The 17104-nt window shown below is 64.1% G+C and carries 15 protein-coding genes; 10 read left to right on the plus strand and 5 right to left on the minus strand.

What is annotated here, in order from left to right; all coding sequences use genetic code 11:
- The 6 genes from DM872_RS08125 to DM872_RS08150 form a co-directional block, all read left to right on the plus strand.
- Window positions 1-885 (plus strand): methyl-accepting chemotaxis protein (locus DM872_RS08125; protein WP_179058992.1); only part of this gene is annotated, 885 nt, incomplete at its 5' end.
- 378 nt (window positions 886-1263) lie between these two features.
- A complete protein-coding gene (locus DM872_RS08130; protein WP_179058993.1) occupies window positions 1264-2883 on the plus strand; it encodes an acyl-CoA synthetase in 1620 nt (539 codons plus the stop codon).
- 19 nt (window positions 2884-2902) lie between these two features.
- Window positions 2903-3670 (plus strand): 3-hydroxyacyl-CoA dehydrogenase, encoded by a 768-nt coding sequence (locus tag DM872_RS08135; protein WP_179058994.1) that lies wholly within the window; start codon window positions 2903-2905, stop codon window positions 3668-3670.
- A gap of 10 nt (window positions 3671-3680) precedes the next feature.
- Window positions 3681-4868 carry an acetyl-CoA C-acyltransferase gene (locus tag DM872_RS08140; protein ID WP_179058995.1) on the plus strand — a complete coding sequence of 396 codons (1188 nt, stop codon included), beginning with the start codon at window positions 3681-3683 and terminating at the stop codon, window positions 4866-4868.
- A 10-nt stretch (window positions 4869-4878) separates the two neighbouring features.
- A complete protein-coding gene (locus DM872_RS08145) occupies window positions 4879-6006 on the plus strand; it encodes an acyl-CoA dehydrogenase family protein (RefSeq protein ID WP_077521693.1) in 1128 nt (375 codons plus the stop codon).
- Window positions 6007-6110: 104 nt separating this feature from the next.
- A complete protein-coding gene (locus DM872_RS08150) occupies window positions 6111-6884 on the plus strand; it encodes an enoyl-CoA hydratase-related protein (protein WP_179058996.1) in 774 nt (257 codons plus the stop codon).
- A gap of 137 nt (window positions 6885-7021) precedes the next feature.
- Here the strand turns inward: DM872_RS08150 and DM872_RS08155 are convergent, their stop codons facing one another.
- Complete coding sequence (locus tag DM872_RS08155) at window positions 7022-7945, minus strand: LysR family transcriptional regulator (protein WP_077521697.1); 924 nt, start codon at window positions 7943-7945, stop codon at window positions 7022-7024.
- Between the two features lie 152 nt (window positions 7946-8097).
- Between DM872_RS08155 and DM872_RS08160 the strand changes: the two genes are divergently transcribed.
- Window positions 8098-9327, plus strand: a complete 1230-nt coding sequence (locus tag DM872_RS08160; protein ID WP_179058997.1) for an acyl-CoA dehydrogenase — start codon at window positions 8098-8100, stop codon at window positions 9325-9327.
- A gap of 166 nt (window positions 9328-9493) precedes the next feature.
- Here the strand turns inward: DM872_RS08160 and DM872_RS08165 are convergent, their stop codons facing one another.
- The gene (locus DM872_RS08165; RefSeq protein ID WP_179058998.1) at window positions 9494-9670 is read right to left on the minus strand and encodes a hypothetical protein; all 177 of its coding nucleotides are present in this window, start codon (window positions 9668-9670) and stop codon (window positions 9494-9496) included.
- The gene (locus DM872_RS08170) at window positions 9663-10673 is read right to left on the minus strand and encodes a TerC family protein (protein ID WP_179058999.1); all 1011 of its coding nucleotides are present in this window, start codon (window positions 10671-10673) and stop codon (window positions 9663-9665) included. The genes DM872_RS08165 and DM872_RS08170 overlap by 8 nt, the downstream gene beginning before the upstream one ends.
- A gap of 353 nt (window positions 10674-11026) precedes the next feature.
- Here DM872_RS08170 and DM872_RS08175 point away from each other — a divergent pair, with 353 nt between their 5' ends.
- Window positions 11027-13267 (plus strand): TonB-dependent siderophore receptor, encoded by a 2241-nt coding sequence (locus tag DM872_RS08175; RefSeq protein WP_373273692.1) that lies wholly within the window; start codon window positions 11027-11029, stop codon window positions 13265-13267.
- Between the two features lie 77 nt (window positions 13268-13344).
- Here DM872_RS08175 and DM872_RS08180 read toward each other — a convergent pair whose 3' ends face one another.
- The gene (locus DM872_RS08180) at window positions 13345-14712 is read right to left on the minus strand and encodes a substrate-binding domain-containing protein (protein ID WP_179059000.1); all 1368 of its coding nucleotides are present in this window, start codon (window positions 14710-14712) and stop codon (window positions 13345-13347) included.
- Between the two features lie 272 nt (window positions 14713-14984).
- Here DM872_RS08180 and DM872_RS08185 point away from each other — a divergent pair, with 272 nt between their 5' ends.
- Window positions 14985-15314: a YegP family protein gene (locus DM872_RS08185; RefSeq protein ID WP_179059001.1), complete on the plus strand. Its 330-nt coding sequence runs from the start codon at window positions 14985-14987 to the stop codon at window positions 15312-15314.
- Between the two features lie 187 nt (window positions 15315-15501).
- Here the strand turns inward: DM872_RS08185 and xthA are convergent, their stop codons facing one another.
- On the minus strand, window positions 15502-16314 hold the full coding sequence (xthA, locus tag DM872_RS08190) for an exodeoxyribonuclease III (RefSeq protein ID WP_179059002.1): 813 nt from the start codon (window positions 16312-16314) through the stop codon (window positions 15502-15504).
- A gap of 134 nt (window positions 16315-16448) precedes the next feature.
- Between xthA and DM872_RS08195 the strand changes: the two genes are divergently transcribed.
- Window positions 16449-17102 (plus strand): GNAT family N-acetyltransferase, encoded by a 654-nt coding sequence (locus DM872_RS08195; protein WP_077521712.1) that lies wholly within the window; start codon window positions 16449-16451, stop codon window positions 17100-17102.
- The last annotated feature ends 2 nt before the right edge of the window (window positions 17103-17104 follow it).

Here is a 17104-nt window from a genome sequence, read left to right on the forward strand (position 1 = left end):
CTGGCCGGCTGGTTCAACCGCTTCCTCGACAAGCTGCAACCGATCATCGCCGACGTGAAACGCTCGGTGCAGGACGCCCGCAGCACCGCCGACCAGTCCGCCGCCATCGCCAGCCAGACCAGCGCCGGCATGCAGCAGCAGTACCGCGAAGTGGACCAGGTGGCCACCGCCTCCAACGAGATGAGCGCCACCGCCCAGGACGTCGCCCGCAGCGCCGCCCAGGCCGCCGAAGCCGCGCGCGGCGCCGACCATGCCACCCAGGAAGGCCTCGGCGTGATTGGCAAGACCACCAGCGCCATCGAGCAACTGGCCAGCGAGATGAGCGCGGCCATGGAAGAAGTGCAGGCGTTGGCCAACAGCAGCGAGCAGATCGGCTCGGTGCTGGAAGTGATCCGCGCGATCGCCGAGCAGACCAACCTGCTGGCCCTCAACGCCGCCATCGAGGCGGCGCGTGCTGGCGAGGCCGGGCGTGGCTTCGCGGTGGTGGCCGATGAAGTGCGCAACCTGGCCAAGCGCACCCAGGACTCGGTGGAGGAAATCCGCCAGGTGATCGAAGGCCTGCAGCACGGCACCCGCGAAGTGGTCGGCTCGATGCACAGCAGCCACCGCCAGGCCCAGGGCAGTGTCGAGCAGGTGGAACAGGCGGTGACCGCGCTGCAACGCATCGGCGCAGCGGTGACGGTGATCACCGACATGAACCTGCAGATTGCCAGCGCCGCCGAAGAGCAAAGCGCGGTGGCCGAGGAGATCAACCGCAACGTGGCGGCGATCCGCGACGTCACCGAGTCCCTTTCCGGCCAGGCCGAGGAATCCGCCCAGGTCAGCCAGGCGCTGAACCGCCTGGCCAACCACCAGCAGGGGCTGATGGCGCAATTCCGCGCGTAGGTCGGTAACGGACGTAGGGTGGATGTCGCTTTTTACATCCACCGGCGAGGCTACGTCCGGCGCTAGTCCTGCGCTCTTCTGTGGGGGCGAATTCATTCGCGAAAATGGCCAGGCACTGAGCTGCCGATTGCTGCCCCTCACCCCCGGCCCCTCTCCCAGAGGGCGAGGGGTGACTCGCGCCGGAACCTCCGTGCCCGCCGGCAATGCACTGCTTTTCTGTGGGGGCGATTTCAATCGCTAAGCAGGACGCAGTCCTGCCCTCCCAACCCCCCCCTGTCAATTCCGCTCACCCAGGTTGATGCCTTTCGACATTGCCGCAATCGGCCCCCGGCGCGACCATCCCGGTACTCCAACAAAAACAACCTGGGAGTCCATCCGATGCGCGATTACTTCACCGCTGCCCGCGAGTTCGACTACGCCAGCGCCGCGTCCACCACCCTGGCGGGCGAGCTCGATGCCCTGAATGCCTGTGTCGAATGCTGCGACCGCCACGCCGAGTCGGGCCGCGTCGCACTGGTCTGGGAGGGGCGCAACGGTGAGCGCGCCACGTGGACCTTCGCCCAACTCAAGGAAGCCGCGGCGCGCTTCGCCAACCTCCTGCAAGCCCGTGGCGTGCGTCCCGGCGATTGCGTCTCGGGCATGCTCCCGCGTACCCCTGAACTGCTGGTCACCATCCTCGGCACCTGGCGTGCCGGTGCCGTCTATCAGCCGCTTTTCACTGCGTTCGGACCCAAGGCCATCGAGCACCGGGTGCAAGGCGCCGGTTCGAAGCTGGTGGTCACCGACCTCACCAACCGCCCCAAGCTGGACGAAGTGGAAGGCGTGCCGCCAGTGCTGACGGTGGGCGATGACTTCTGGGCTGAACTGGAACGCCAGCCGGACAGCTTCGAGCCTGTGCTGCGCAAGGCGTCCGATCCCTTCCTGCTGATGTTCACCTCCGGCACCACGGGCCTTGCCAAGCCGCTGGCCGTGCCGCTGAAGGCCATCGTCGCCTTTGTCAGCTACATGCGTGACGCGGTCGATCTGCGTCCGGGCGACAAGTTCTGGAACCTGGCCGATCCGGGCTGGGCCTACGGCCTGTACTACGCCGTGACCGGCCCGCTCGCCATGGGCCACGCCACCACCTTCTACGAGGGTGGTTTCACCGTAGAAAGCACCTGCCGCATCATCCGCGAGCATGGCATCACCAACCTGGCCGGCTCGCCCACGGCTTACCGCCTGCTGCTGGCTGCCCGCGACGAGGTAGAGGCTGCGATCAAAGGCAATCTGCGTGCCGTCAGCAGCGCCGGCGAGCCCCTGACCCCGGAGGTGATCCGCTGGTTCGGCGAGGGCCTGGGTTGCACCATCCACGACCACTACGGCCAGACCGAACTGGGCATGGTGCTGTGCAATCACCATGCGCTGGAACACCCGGTGCGCCTGGGCGCCGCCGGATTCGCCATGCCCGGCCACCGCGTGGTGGTGCTGGACGAACAGCACCGCGAACTGCCCGTCGGCCAGCCCGGCATCCTCGCCCTGGACATGCCGCGCTCGCCGCTGTTCTGGTTCCCCGGCTATCAGGGGATGGCCACCAAGGCCTTCGTCGGTGACTACTATCTGAGTGGTGACACCGTGGAGCTGAACGAGGACGGCAGCATCAGCTTCGTTGGCCGCGCTGATGACGTGATCACCACGTCCGGCTACCGCGTCGGTCCCTTCGATGTGGAGAGCGCGCTGATCGAGCACCCGGCGGTGATCGAAGCCGCGGTGATCGGCAAGCCCGACCCGGAGCGCACCGAACTGGTCAAGGCCTTCGTCGTGCTGCACGCCGGCCACAGTGCCGACGCTGAACTGGCCGACGCCCTGCAGCAATACGTGCGCAAGCGCCTGTCCGCCCATTCCTATCCGCGCGAGATCGAGTTCGTCGCGGAATTGCCCAAGACCCCGAGCGGCAAGATCCAGCGTTTTCTCCTGCGTAACCAGGAGATCGCCAAGGCCCAGGCGGCCGCCGCCAACTGAACCCCGAGGAGTAGCAATCGTGCGTATCGAGAATTCCGTTTTTCTGGTGACCGGCGGCAGCTCCGGTCTCGGCCTGGCCACCGCCCGCGAACTGGTGGGGCAGGGCGGCAAGGTGGTGCTGGTGGACATCAATGCCGACGCCGGCAATGCCCGTGCCGAAGAGCTGGGCGCCAATGCCCGCTTCGTGAAGGCCGACATCACCCGTGAAGAGGACGCCCGCGCCGCCGTGGCCGCCGCAGTGGAGGCCTTTGGTGGCCTGCATGGACTGGTCAACTGCGCCGGTGTTGCCCCTGCCGAAAAGGTCATCGGCCGCAACGGCGCCCACGGTCTGGACAGCTTCGCCCGGACCATCAGCATCAACCTGGTCGGCAGCTTCAACATGCTGCGCCTGGCCGCCGAGGCCATGTCCCAGGGGCAGCCCAATGAAGAGGGCGAGCGCGGCGTGATCATCAACACCGCCTCGGTTGCAGCCTTCGACGGCCAGATCGGCCAGGCTGCTTATTCCGCTTCCAAGAGCGGCGTGGTCGGTATGACCCTGCCGGTCGCCCGCGAGCTTGCCCGCCACGGTATCCGCGTGATGTGCATCGCCCCTGGTATCTTCGAAACCCCGATGATGGCCGGCATGCCGCAGGAGGTCCGTGACTCTCTCGGTGCTGCCGTGCCTTTCCCGCCGCGCCTTGGCCGCCCGGCCGAGTACGCCGCTCTGGTCCGCCACATCGTCGAGAACGCCATGCTCAATGGCGAAGTGATTCGCCTCGACGGCGCTATCCGTATGGCCGCGAAATAAGGAGGACGCCATGAACAAGGATTCCATCGTTATCGTCAGTGCTGCCCGTACCGCCATGGGCGGCTTCCTGGGTGACTTCAAGGACATGACCGCCGCGCAACTGGGCGCCGCCGCCAACCGAGCCGTGCTGGAACGCGCCGGCCTTCAGGGCGACGCCGTGGACGAGGTCATCATGGGCTGCGTGCTGCAGGCCGGTCAGGGCCAGGCTCCTGCGCGTCAGTCCGCGCTCGGCGCTGGCCTGCCCCAGGGCGTGGTCTGCTCCACGGTGAACAAGATGTGCGGCTCGGGCATGAAGACCGTGATGCTCGCCCACGACCTGCTGCGTGCCGGCAGTGCCGATGTGGTGCTGGCCGGGGGCATGGAGAGCATGTCCAACGCGCCCTACCTGCTGGAGCGCGCCCGCTCCGGCTACCGCATGGGCCACGGCAAGGTGCTCGACCACATGTTCCTCGACGGCCTGGAAGACGCCTACGACAAGGGCCGCCTGATGGGCACCTTCGCCGAGGATTGCGCCCAGGCGTACGGCTTCACCCGCGAGCAGCAGGACGCCTTCGCCATCGCCTCCCTGACCCGCGCACAGAAAGCCATGGCTGACGGCCGCTTCACTGCTGAGATCGTCCCGGTGGAGGCGAAATCCGGTCGCGACCTGGTGACCATCAGCCAGGACGAACAGCCGCCGAAGGCGCGCCTGGACAAGATTCCAACCCTCAAACCGGCGTTCCGCGAGGGCGGCACCGTCACTGCAGCCAACTCCAGCTCCATTTCCGACGGCGCGGCGTCGTTGCTGCTGATGCGTCTGGAGGAAGCGGAAAAGCGCGGCCTCAAGCCGCTGGCCCATGTTGCCGGCCATGCGTCCTTCGCCCAGGCGCCGAACCTCTTCACCACTGCACCGGTAGGCTCCATCCAGCGCCTGCTGACCCGTACCGGCTGGAGCCTGGGCGAGGTCGATCTGTTCGAGGTGAACGAAGCCTTCGCCGTGGTGCCGATGGTCGCCATGCGTGACCTGGATATCTCCCACGACAGAATCAACGTCCATGGCGGCGCTTGCGCCCTGGGCCACCCCATCGGTGCCTCCGGTGCCCGTGTGCTGGTGACCCTGCTCAATGCGCTCCAGCAGTACGGCCTGAAGCGCGGCGTGGCGTCGGTGTGCATTGGTGGCGGTGAGGCCACTGCTGTCGCTATCGAACTCATCAAGTGAGGGCAGGGCGATGATCCCGAACGAAGACGAAATCCAGATTCGCGATATGGCCCGGCAGTTCGCCCAGGAGCGGCTGAAACCCTTTGCCGAGTCCTGGGACCGCGAACACCGCTTCCCCGCCGAGGCAATTCGCGAAATGGCCCAGCTGGGCTTCCTCGGCATGCTGGTGCCGGAAGAGTGGGGCGGCGCGGCCACCGGTCACCTGGCCTATGCGATGGCGCTGGAGGAAATCGCCGCTGGCGACGGCGCCTGCTCCACCATCATGAGCGTGCACAACTCGGTGGGCTGCATGCCGATCCTCAAGTACGGCAGCCAGGAGCAGAAGGAACGCTTCCTGCGCCCGTTGGCCACCGGCGAGATGATCGGCGCCTTCGCCCTCACCGAGCCCCAGGCCGGATCGGATGCCAGCGACCTGCGCACCCGCGCCCGCCGCGACGGTGATCATTACGTGCTGAACGGCGCCAAGCAGTTCATCACGTCGGGCAGTCATGCGGGGATGGTGATCGTCTTCGCAGTCACCGACCCGCAGGCCGGCAAGAAGGGCATCAGCGCCTTCATCGTCCCCACCGATACCCCCGGTTATCAGGTGGTGCGGGTGGAGGACAAGCTCGGCCAGCACGCCTCCGATACCTGCCAGATCCAACTGGATGATGTGCGTATCCCGGCGTCCCTGCGCCTGGGCGAGGAGGGCGATGGCTATCGCATTGCCCTGTCCAACCTGGAAGGCGGACGCATCGGCATCGCTGCGCAATCCGTCGGCATGGCCCGCGCGGCCTTCGAGGCGGCGCGCGATTACGCCCACGAGCGCAAGACCTTCGGTAAGCCGATCATCGAGCACCAGGCAGTGGCCTTCCGCCTGGCCGACATGGCGACCCAGATCGCCGTGGCGCGGCAGATGGTCCACCACGCCGCCAGCCTGCGCGAAGCCGGCATGCCGTGCCTGACTGAAGCATCCATGGCCAAGCTGTTCGCCTCGGAGATGGCCGAGAAGGTCTGCTCCGCGGCCATCCAGACCCTCGGTGGCTACGGCTACCTGAAGGACTTCCCGGTGGAGCGCATCTACCGTGACGTGCGTGTGTGCCAGATCTACGAAGGCACCAGCGACGTGCAGCGGATGGTGATTGCGCGCAGCCTTTGATCTCAGTCCTTGTAGGAGCGAGCTTGCTCGCGAATAGGCCCCGCGCGGATTCTTTCGCGAGCAAGCTCGCTCCTACAGGATCTAACTCCTGACAGGTATCCTCTATGACCTACCAGACCCTGCTGGTGGAGCAGGCCGGCGCTGTCGGCCTGGTCACCCTCAATCGCCCCGAAGCCCTGAACGCCATCAACACCCAGCTCATCGACGAGCTGAACCAGGTGCTCGACGGCTTCGAGCGGGATGCGGCCATCGGCTGCGTGCTGATCACCGGTTCCGCCAAGGCCTTCGCGGCCGGTGCCGATGTGAAGGAAATGGCCAGCCTGTGCTTCCCCGGCACTTATCTCGACGACTTCCTCGGGCGCTGGGACCGTGTGGCGCAGCGCCGCAAGCCGATCATCGCCGCCGTCGCTGGCCACGCCCTGGGCGGCGGCTTCGAGCTGGCGCTGATGTGCGATTTCATCATCGCCGCCGACACGGCACGGTTCGGCCTGCCTGAAGTGAAGCTGGGGGTGATTCCCGGCGCGGGTGGCGTCCAGCGCCTGACGCGCCTCGTAGGCCGCGCCAAGGCAATGGAGATGTTGCTGAGCGGACGCAGCATGGATGCCATCGAGGCTGAGCATAGTGGAGTGGTAGCACGGGTGGTGCCCGCCGCCGAGTTGCTGGAGGAAGCGATGGACAGCGCCAGCCGCATCGCCGCGCAGTCGCGCACGGCGGTGATGATGCTCAAGGAGTGCGTGAACCGCGTAGATGAAGGATCGCTGGGCGAGGGGCTGCGCTTTGAGCGGCGGATGTTCCAGGCGGTGTTCGCCACGCCGGATCAGAAGGAAGGCATGGGGGCGTTCATTGAGAAGAGGAAGCCGGTGTTTGGCAAGGGCTGAACGGTTGGCGTTTTTTTCTTGTGGGGGCGATTTCAATCGCTAAGCAGGACGCAGTCCTGCCCTGAGAAGGGGCAGCTGCGCTACCCATAGCGAATGAATTCGCCCCCACAGGTTTCCATATCCCTCGGTGGCGGCGATTAGGCGCGCTCCTTCTGCTCCTGCGCCGTCACCTGCTGGCATATTTCGATGATCTGCTCGCGCATCCAGCGGTTGGCCGGGTCCTGGTCGGTGCTTTCGTGCCAGTAGAGGTGGGTTTCCAGGGCGGGCACGTCGTGCACCGGCAGGTTCACGTAGTGAAGGTCCTGGCGGCGGGCGAAGCGTTCCGGGACGGTGATGGCCAGATCGGTGCCGTGCAACACGGTGGAGGCCATCAAGTAGTGCTGTGAGCGCAGGATTACCTTGCGCTGGATACCCATCTTGCCCAGTGACAGGTCCACGTAGCCCAGGCCGCTGCGGCGGCTGGAAATGTGGATGTGCGAGAGCGACAGGTACTCGTCCAGCGTGATTTTTTCCTTGGCCAGGGGGTGGCCGCGGCGCATGGCGCAGACGTAACGGTCTTCCATCAGCTTGACGTGGCGCACCTGCGGGTCGGTGTTCAGCGGGGCGTCCACGGCGAAGTCCAGGCGGCCGGCGGCCAGTTCCTTGGTGGTTTCGCGACGCTTGGCCAGGAAACTTTCAATCTGCACGGTCGGCGCCAGGCGGCGCAGGCGCTGGAACAACGGCGGCAGGATCACCGTTTCGGTGAGGTCGGTCATGCTGATGCGGTAGGTCTTGTTCGCCTGCGCCGGGTTGAAGGTGCGGCTTTCCTGCACCGAAACGCGCAATAGCTGCAGGGCATTGCGCACCGGGCCGATGATGTTCTGCGCCATGGGCGTGGGCACCATGCCTTGGGCGGTACGCACGAACAGCGGGTCGTTGAAGGTCTCGCGCAGGCGGGCGAGGGCGTTGGAGACGGCAGGCTGGGTAATGCCGACGATCTGGCCGGCGCGGGTCAGGTTGGCCTCGGTATAGATGGCGTCGAAGACGATGAAGAGATTGAGGTCTACCTTGTTCAAATTCATGCCGGGCGTGCTCCTGAAAGTTGTTTTTATCAGCGGATCATATATCGGTGATGAATGTTCATAGATGCCGAAAATAGACTAGGGAAATCTTACGCCCTGTTCTAGCATCCTTACCAGACCTCACTAACAGCCCCGCAAAAAGGTAGCCCCGCATGGATTTCGCCTATTCCCCGAAGGTCCAGGAACTGCGTGAACGCGTCACCGCATTCATGGACACCTACGTCTATCCGGCCGAGCCGGTATTCGAGCAACAGGTTGCCGAAGGCGACCGCTGGCAGCCCACCGCGATCATGGAAGAGCTGAAAGCCAAGGCGAAGGCGGAAGGGCTGTGGAACCTGTTCCTGCCGGAGTCCGAACTCGGCGCGGGCCTGACCAACATGGAATACGCGCCGCTGGCCGAGATCATGGGCCGCTCGCTGCTGGGCCCGGAGCCCTTCAACTGCTCCGCGCCGGACACCGGCAACATGGAAGTGCTGGTGCGCTACGGTAACGAAGAGCAGAAGCGCCGCTGGCTGGAGCCGCTGCTGCGTGGCGAGATCCGCTCCGCCTTCGCCATGACCGAGCCGGGCGTGGCCTCCTCCGACGCCACCAACATGGAAGCCCGCGCCGTGCGCCAGGGTGACGAGTGGGTGATCAACGGCAGCAAGTGGTGGACCTCGGGCGCCTGCGACCCGCGCTGCAAGATCCTCATCTTCATGGGCCTGTCCAACCCGGACGCGCCGCGTCACCAGCAGCACTCGATGATCCTGGTGCCCACCGACACCCCCGGGGTGAAGATCGTGCGCCCGCTGCCGGTGTTCGGCTACGACGATGCGCCCCACGGCCACGCCGAAGTGGTCTTCGAAAACGTGCGCGTGCCCTACGAGAACGTGCTGCTGGGTGAAGGTCGTGGCTTCGAGATCGCCCAAGGCCGCCTCGGCCCGGGTCGTATCCACCACTGCATGCGCTCCATCGGCATGGCCGAACGCGCCCTGGAACTGATGTGCAAGCGTGCCGTCAGCCGTACCGCCTTTGGCCGTCCGCTGGCTCGCCTGGGTGGCAACGTCGACAAGATCGCCGACTCGCGCATGGAAATCGACATGGCCCGCCTGCTGACCCTGAAGGCGGCGTACATGATGGACACCGTGGGCAACAAGGTGGCCAAGAGCGAGATCGCCCAGATCAAGGTCGTCGCGCCCAACGTCGCCCTGCGGGTGATCGACCGCGCCATCCAGATCCATGGCGGCGCCGGCGTCTCCAACGACTTCCCGCTGGCCTACATGTATGCCATGCAGCGCACCCTGCGCCTGGCCGACGGCCCGGACGAAGTACACCGCGCGGCCATCGGCAAGTTCGAAATCGGCAAGTACGTACCGAAGGAAATGCTGCGCAGCGGTCAGTGATCGCCAGCCATGAAATAAGGCCCGCATCGTGCGGGCCTTTTTCGTTTTCCAGGGGCTGTTGCGGCGCCGATTCGTAGGGTGGATGTCGCTTTTTACATCCACCATTGACGTGGCAGTCGGTCCGATGGTGGACATGAAGAGCGATGTCCACCCTACATGTCCGTACCTAGTCCTTCTCCGGCACCGGGTTCCTGGCCTTCAACCAGCCCATCCGCAGGTGCAGTTGCGCGGCGAAGGCACGAGCGGCGATTTCCTCCTGGAACGTCAGGCTGCGATGCCCGAGGCGTACGCGCCAGTAAATACGACCGCTTTTTTCGAAGGGCTCAATCCGCACTTCATCCATCTTTCCCCAGGTCTCCCGAGTTCTGGGCCGGGCGATCGCGAGTCTTCAACAGGGACAGGAGCACGCCGCCGGCAAGTAGACCGAAGGTTACGCCAAGGGACAGCAGCGGGGGAATCTTGCCGATGAATCCGTGCAGGAAAATCTTGCCGCCGATGAAGATCAGGACCAGGGCCAGGGCGTACTTCAGGTAAACGAAGCGGTGCATCAGGGCCGCCAGGGCGAAGTACAGGGCACGCAGGCCGAGGATGGCGAAGATGTTCGAGGTGTAGACGATGAACGGGTCCTGGGTGATGGCGAAGATCGCCGGGACGCTATCCACCGCGAATACCAGGTCAGCCAGCTCGATCAGCACCAGGGCCAGGAACAGCGGCGTGGCGTAGAGCAGGGCCTTGCTGTCGCCAGCCTGCTTCAGGCGTACGAAGAAGTGCGAGCCATGCAGGTCGTCGGTCACGCGGATGTGGCGGCGGACGAACTTCAACACCGGGTTGTTGGCGAGGTCAGGATGAGCCTCTTCCCGGGAGAAGAGCATCTTCACGCCGGTGAACAGCAGGAAGGCGCCGAACACGTAGAGGATCCAGTCGAATTCCTTCACCAGGGCGCTACCCAGGCCGATCATGATGGCGCGCAGCACCACCACGCCGAGGATGCCCCAAAACAGCACGCGGTGCTGATAACGGCGGGGGATGGCGAAGAAGCCGAAGATCATCGCCATGACGAAGACGTTGTCCATGGACAACGACTGCTCGACCAGGAAACCGGTGTAGAACTCGATAGCGCTTTGCGCGCCCAGTTCGAACCACACCCAGATGCCGAACAGCACACCCACGCCGAAATAGCCGCCGTAGAGCAGCAGGCTTTCGCGCACCTCGATTTCGTGCTGGTCACGGTGCAGCACCCCGAGGTCGAAGACCAGCAGGGCGAGGACTATTCCGAGGAAGACGAGCCACAGCCAAGTGGCGGTGCCGAGGAAGTCGGCGGTAAGAAACGCGTGCAGAGCTGCCATGAGCCCCTCCTTATGTCGTTGATAAAACGTGACTCCGACATGGCGGCTGGCAAGCCGTCAGAGGGGCCCGGCGTCACATGGAAAAGCCTACCGGTGGCCGGGTATGGGAGGAACGGAGCCGCTGTAACAATTCTTTGCCTCTTGTAAGAAAGTTCCTAAAACGCTTTCGAATCTACGTAATTTACGTTTGTAAATAATTCTCATTAAGTGGTAATTTCCGCATCCGCCGTCAGATGCGATCGCGCCTGCATGGTCGAGTTGCGGGTGCCAATGACGCGCGCCGCGCGAAAACGAAAAAGAAGAAGACCGTTGGTTAGCCAGCCAACAAGACAGACCATCCAAGGGGTTTGAGAGTGCAACAGCAAAATGCGTTCAATGCGACGGAATCGGCTGGGGATGCCGGGGTCGCGCGGCTCAAGCGTCATCCGTTGTCCGTGGCGATCCTGGGCGTGACCCTGGCGTTGCAGGCAGGCGTGGTGCTGGCCGAGGAGCAGGGAGGCAATGGATCGCTGGAACTGGTGGCTACGTCCATCACCGACAACCGTCTCGGGGAAACCACCGAGGGTACCGGCTCCTACACCACCGGCTCGACACGCACCGCCACCAAGCTGTCACTGTCGCCTCGCGAGACTCCGCAATCGGTCAGCGTCATCACCCGTCAGCAAATGGATGACCAGAACCTGACCAGCATTGGCGATGTGCTGTCGAAGACGCCCGGCATCACCATCAACAAGCTCGACAGCAGCCGCGCCAGCTTCAAGTCCCGTGGCTTCGAGATCGACAACTTCCAGATCGATGGCATTCCGGCCGCCTTCCGCTTCGGCAACGGTATCGACCAGGCCGACATGGTGATCTACGACCGCGTGGAAGTCCTCAAGGGCTCCACCGGCCTGCTCAGCGGCTTTGGCAGCCCCTCGGCCACCGTCAACCTGGTGCGCAAGCGTCCGACCAAGGAGCTTTCCGGCTACATCTCCGCCGGTGCCGGTAGTTGGGACACCTACCGCAGCGAGTTCGACATCGGCGGTTCGCTGACTCCCCAAGGCAATGTGCGCGGCCGCTTCGTCACCGCCTACGAGGACGGCCAGTCGTTCATGGATCACCTGTCCGAGAAGAAGCAGGTGTTCTACGGCATTCTCGAAACCGACATCACTGACGACACCCTGCTGAGTGCGGGCCTCAGTCGCCAGACCAACCGCCCGGACGGTTCCTCCTGGGGCTCTTCGGTACCGCTGCTCGACAGCAATGGCAACGAGCTCGACATGTCCCGTTCGCACAACCCGGGCACCAAGTGGAGTCAGTGGGACAACACCACCGACAACGCCTTCGTGACCCTGGAGCAGCGCCTGGCCAATGACTGGATGGTGAAGGCCTCGATCAGCCGCACCGAGACCGACTCGCCCATCACCCTGGGTTCGGCCGCCAGCGGCAACCCGAATCCGGTAGACGGCACCGGCATGTTCGTCTGGCGTGGCAAGTACCAGTACGAGACCAGCCAGAACGCCTACGACCTGTACGCCAGTGGCCCGTTCCAATTGCTGGGGCGCGAGCATGAGTTGGTGGTCGGCCTGTCGCATCGCGACATCGAGTCCGACGAAACCAACTGGCCATTCTTCTTCGATCCCGCCCCGGGCATCTTCGACTGGAACGGCGACTTCCCCGAGCCCGACTGGGGCAGCCCGCAGTCCAAGGTCAAGACCGAGCTGAAAGAGACCGCGGCGTACTTGACCAGTCGTTTCAAGCCCACCGACGACCTGTCGATCATCCTCGGCTCCCGTGTTTCCAACTGGAAGCTGGACAGCACCGGTACCGACCTGACGTCGGGCCAGAGCGCCAAGCTGCAGAGCCTGCGTGAAACCGGCGTGGTGGTGCCCTATGCCGGCGTGGTCTACGACCTCAACGACACCTACTCGGTCTATGCCAGCTACACCAGCATCTTCAAACCGCACGAAAGTGAGCAGGATGCCAACGGCAAGGCCATCGAACCGGAAGAGGGCGATGCCTACGAGCTGGGCCTGAAGGCGGAATTCTTCGACGGCCGACTGAATGCCAGCGCCGCGGTGTTCGAAGTCAAGCAGGACAACCTGGCTGAAGAAGTCGGCTTCGATCCGGTCACCAACAAGTCCGTCTACCGCGCGGTGCAGGGCGCCAAGACTAAGGGCTTCGAGCTCGAAGTTGCCGGCGAGGTGATGCCGGACTGGAACGTGCAGGGTGGCTACACCCACCGCATCACGCGCGATGGGGATGACGACAAGATCTCCACCACCGAGCCGGAAGACATGTTCCGCCTGTCCACCAGCTACCGCCTGCCGGGCCAGTTCAACAAGCTGACCATCGGTGGTTCGGCCAGCTGGCAGAGCAAGATCTGGAAGGACATCTGGAACCCGGCGACCAACGCCAGCGACTACGAATACACCCAGGAAAGCTACTGGGTGCTGGATGCCATGGCCAAGTACCAGGTCACCGAGCAGCTGTCGGTCACCCTCAACGGCAACAACCTCACCGACAAGAAGTACTTCAGCAACCTGGGCTTCTACGACGGTGGTTTCTACGGCGATCCGCGTAACTTCATGCTGACTACCCGCTTCGACTTCTGATGTGGCTTGTAGGAGCGAGCTTGCTCGCGAAGGACCGTGCTCGGGCTATTCGCGGGCAAGCCCGCTCCTACATGCTTCTAATACACCCAGACTTCCACCCGACGGTTGCGAATCCGTCCTTCCTCGGCCGTGTTGGCCGCCACCGGCAGCTCGTCGCCGAGCCCGGTCACGTCACGCAGGGTCACTCCGCCCTTGGTCAGTTCCCGGCGCACCGCCATGGCGCGCAACTTGGACAGCAGTTCGGCCCGCTGCGGGTCAGCCTTGGGATCGCCGAAGCCCACCAGCACGACCTTCTGCTCCAGCTTGTTGGTCTGCTTCAGATAGTCCAGCACGCGCTGCACATCGCGCTGCGCCTTGTTGTCGAGGGTGGCACTGCCTTCCTGGAAACGGAAATTCACCGACAGCCGCTGGGCATTGCTGGCCAGCTCGCGGTAGTTCTCCGGCATGTCCTGCTTGGCCTGTACCTTGATCGCCAGCACCTGCTGGGCGACGAAGCCGCTCTGGCCAACGATGGCCTGGCCGCGAGCGCTCTGGGCGAACTGCACCAGCGCCTTGGCCCAGCGGTTCCGTTCGCCGGGCTTCATATACAGGAACAGGCGACGCGACAGCGGATAGTCCTCGGTAGCGATCAACTCGGCGCTGGGTGGCATCGCCAGGGAGTCACCATCGGCAATGGCCAGGGCACCGGCCTGGTTGATCGAGGCGAGACCGACGAAACCAATGCCTTGCGGATCGGCGCTGACAGCGGCGGAAAGCTTGTCGTTGGATTCGAAGCGTTGGGCGTTGGCGGCGAGAGCCTTGCCCTGGCGGGCCAGTACCAACTCCTTGAAGGTGTCGTAAGTGCCGGACTGGTCATCACGGGCGTAGAGATGGATGGCGCCGCCTTTGCCGCCGAGCTCTTCCCAGGTTTTCACCTCGCCGGCGAATACCGCGGCCAACTGGGCGGTGGTCAGGGCGCGCAGCGGGTTGCCTGGATGCAGGATGATGGCCAGCCCGTCGATAGCGATCACCTGTTCGGCGAACTGGCTGCGCAAGTCGCCAAAAGAAGACAGGTCCTGGGCCTCGGCATCCTTGATCGGACGTGATGAGGCGGCGAGGTCGGCGCTGCTGTCCTTCAGTGCGACGAAGCCAGTGGACGAGCCATGGGCGGCCAGTTCCACCTGAATCTCCTTGCCCTGGGCATCGTGGGCAACGATATGCACCTCGTTCTCCCGGTCGCCCGGTGTCTGGTGAACGGCGCGCAGGCCTTCCTCTTCCAGCATGCCCTTGACCAGCGCCGGGCCGAGCTTGGCACCGATGGTGTTGGAGCCCTGGATGCGCAGGACGGTCTCGGGCTGGGCGGCGAACACCGACCAGGGGAAGGCATAGCAGATGAAACCGAGCAGCAACATGCTGAGGCCACGGCCCCACATGTCCTTGTCGCTGGCGGTCATGGCGCGCGGCATGGGCAAACACCTTGTATCAAGGGGGTGGAAGGAGTCGCGAGATTAAGTCAGCCGGGTGACGGAGATATGACAAACGCTCTGCGTTGGGCCTTTTCCGCCGATGTGGAAATTTCGCCGCACATATTCCTGGAGCTTCCTACAGCGCTGTAAGGAGAGTCCTGCAACCCGGAAATCGGCAAAGGGATAGGGTATCCCGCTGTTCGAAACACCCCATGAAAGGTGCTTCGAGCGGGCGCAATAGCGCATCCCTATCTTGTTCGAGGAGTGTTGTGATGAGTGGTTGGTTCGAGCTGCGCAAGAACACTGGTGGCACCTGGCGCCTGCGTTTGAAGGCGGCCGACGCGCAGACCCTTCTGGATACCGGCAACCATGAAGACCGTGGCACCGCAGAGGAGGCCATGGCCCGATTCCGCGAGAACTGCGTGCATGAGGAGCGTTTCGTACGGCGCATCGATTCCAGCGGCAAGAACTACTTCAAGCTGCGAGCAGCCAACAAGGAGGTGATCGTCCGGAGCCACCTCTATGATTCCGAACATGCTCTGGAGCGGGCCATCGAAACCATCATGCGGGTCGGGACGACGCAGATGGTGAAAGAGGCCTGAGCGAGCAGGCGATGAAAAACGAAAGGCCCATCAGTGATGGGCCTTTTTCGTTGAGCGTAGAGTGAATCACGCTGCGCTGGTTCGGCGCTTGTGTCGGAGCGAGGGGGACGCCCAGTTCTTGCTCGCGAAAGACCGAGCTCAGCAGGTTCGCCAGCAAGCTGGCCCCTACGACCACCCGGATGCAATATCAGGCCAGTTCCAGCCAGATCGGCGCATGGTCCGAGGGTTTCTCCATGCCACGCAGATCGTAGTCAATGCCGGCGTCCTTGATTCGCGCCTGCAATGGGCTGGTGGCGAGGATCACGTCGATGCGCAGGCCACGCTTGGGCTCATCCTCGAAGCCGCGGCTGCGGTAATCGAACCAGCTGAAGCGGTCATTCACCTCGGGGTTGAGGTGGCGGAAGCTGTCCACCAGGCCCCAGCTCTTCAGACGTGCGAGCCACTCGCGCTCTTCCGGCAGGAAGCTGCACTTGCCGGTCTTCAGCCAACGTTTGCGGTTCTCTTCACCGATGCCGATGTCGCAGTCTTCCGGCGAGATGTTGATGTCGCCCATCACCACCAAGGGTTGGCTCGGCTGGAACTGTTGCTCCAGCAGCACCTGCAGGTCGGCGTAGAAGCGCTCCTTGGCGGGAAACTTGACCGGATGCTCGCGGCTTTCACCCTGGGGGAAGTAGCCGTTCATCACGGTGACCGGGTTGCCCTGGGCATCGGCGAAGGTGCCATAGATGAAGCGGCGCTGGGCTTCCTCGCCATCGTTCGGGAAGCCCTTGAACAGAGAAATCGGCTCCTGGCGGGAGAGCAGGGCGACGCCGTAGTGGCCTTTCTGCCCGTGGTAGTGCACGTGGTAGCCGAGCTGGCGGATTTCTGCTTCCGGGAACTGCTCGTCGGCGACCTTGGTTTCCTGGAGGCCGATCACGTCCGGCTGATGCTTGGCGATCAGCGCCTCGAGCTGGTGGGGGCGTGCCCGCAGGCCGTTGATATTGAAAGAAACGATCTTCATCGCGAAGGCATCCTGGCAAAAACGCGATGCTAGCCGATGGTTGGCCGCCCGGCCAGCCGGCGTGGCTGGGCCCGGAATCTGGTGCTAATTTCCTTCTTGGCCCGATAGAACCCATAACAAAAGAGGTGCCGTGAATGCCCGGTTACATCCCCACTGCGCCAGTCGAGGTGCGCCTGCTGGACGGCGGTTACGCCCGTGAAGCACGTTCTCTGCTGTACCACGCCTACCGCCACGAACCCACCTTCGCCTATCTGTTCGAGGCCGAGCGCCCCGGCTACGACCAGCGCGTCCGCGCCACGGTGCGGGAGCTGGTGCAGCAGCATTTCCTGGAAGAGCTGCCGGCCATAGGCCTGCTGATCGAGGAGCGCCTGGTGGGCATCGCGCTGATAGCGCCGCCGCAGCGCCGTCTGGACATCACCGAAAGCTGGGGCTGGCGGTTGCGTATGCTGCTGTCCACCGGCTTCCGTTGCACCCGCCGTTATCTCGATTACCACGACGCCGTGCTCGCCTGCCTGCCGCCGGGGCCTTATCACGTACTGCCGTTGCTCGGCATCCACCCGGAGTTCCAGGGGCGGCATCTCGGTGAACAGCTGCTGGAGGCGCTGCACAACTGGTGCGCCGAGGACGATGGCTCCCAGGGCGTGGTGCTGGATACCGGCAACGTGCGCTACCTGGACTTCTACAAGCGCCAGGGTTACGAGGAGGTGGGGGAGGTCGCGCTGGGCCCGGTGGTCGAGCACGTATTCTTCCATCCCAATCCACGGCCGGTGATGCGAGCCAGCGGCTGACT

Source organism: Pseudomonas taiwanensis, assembly GCF_013393345.1.
In the GTDB taxonomy this organism is placed as follows: domain Bacteria; phylum Pseudomonadota; class Gammaproteobacteria; order Pseudomonadales; family Pseudomonadaceae; genus Metapseudomonas; species Metapseudomonas resinovorans_C.

What these genes read in the sequence shown, in the direction of transcription:
- DM872_RS08155 (WP_077521697.1), bottom strand. Translation starts at nt 7,945, where the DNA reads ATGAATTTGAACAAGGTAGACCTCAATCTCTTCATCGTCTTCGACGCC.
- DM872_RS08150 (WP_179058996.1), top strand. Translation starts at nt 6,111, where the DNA reads ATGACCTACCAGACCCTGCTGGTGGAGCAGGCCGGCGCTGTCGGCCTG.
- DM872_RS08140 (WP_179058995.1), top strand. Translation starts at nt 3,681, where the DNA reads ATGAACAAGGATTCCATCGTTATCGTCAGTGCTGCCCGTACCGCCATG.
- DM872_RS08185 (WP_179059001.1), top strand. Translation starts at nt 14,985, where the DNA reads ATGAGTGGTTGGTTCGAGCTGCGCAAGAACACTGGTGGCACCTGGCGC.
- DM872_RS08160 (WP_179058997.1), top strand. Translation starts at nt 8,098, where the DNA reads ATGGATTTCGCCTATTCCCCGAAGGTCCAGGAACTGCGTGAACGCGTC.
- DM872_RS08170 (WP_179058999.1), bottom strand. Translation starts at nt 10,673, where the DNA reads ATGGCAGCTCTGCACGCGTTTCTTACCGCCGACTTCCTCGGCACCGCC.
- DM872_RS08165 (WP_179058998.1), bottom strand. Translation starts at nt 9,670, where the DNA reads ATGGATGAAGTGCGGATTGAGCCCTTCGAAAAAAGCGGTCGTATTTAC.
- DM872_RS08180 (WP_179059000.1), bottom strand. Translation starts at nt 14,712, where the DNA reads ATGCCGCGCGCCATGACCGCCAGCGACAAGGACATGTGGGGCCGTGGC.
- xthA (WP_179059002.1), bottom strand. Translation starts at nt 16,314, where the DNA reads ATGAAGATCGTTTCTTTCAATATCAACGGCCTGCGGGCACGCCCCCAC.
- DM872_RS08195 (WP_077521712.1), top strand. Translation starts at nt 16,449, where the DNA reads ATGCCCGGTTACATCCCCACTGCGCCAGTCGAGGTGCGCCTGCTGGAC.
- DM872_RS08130 (WP_179058993.1), top strand. Translation starts at nt 1,264, where the DNA reads ATGCGCGATTACTTCACCGCTGCCCGCGAGTTCGACTACGCCAGCGCC.
- DM872_RS08145 (WP_077521693.1), top strand. Translation starts at nt 4,879, where the DNA reads ATGATCCCGAACGAAGACGAAATCCAGATTCGCGATATGGCCCGGCAG.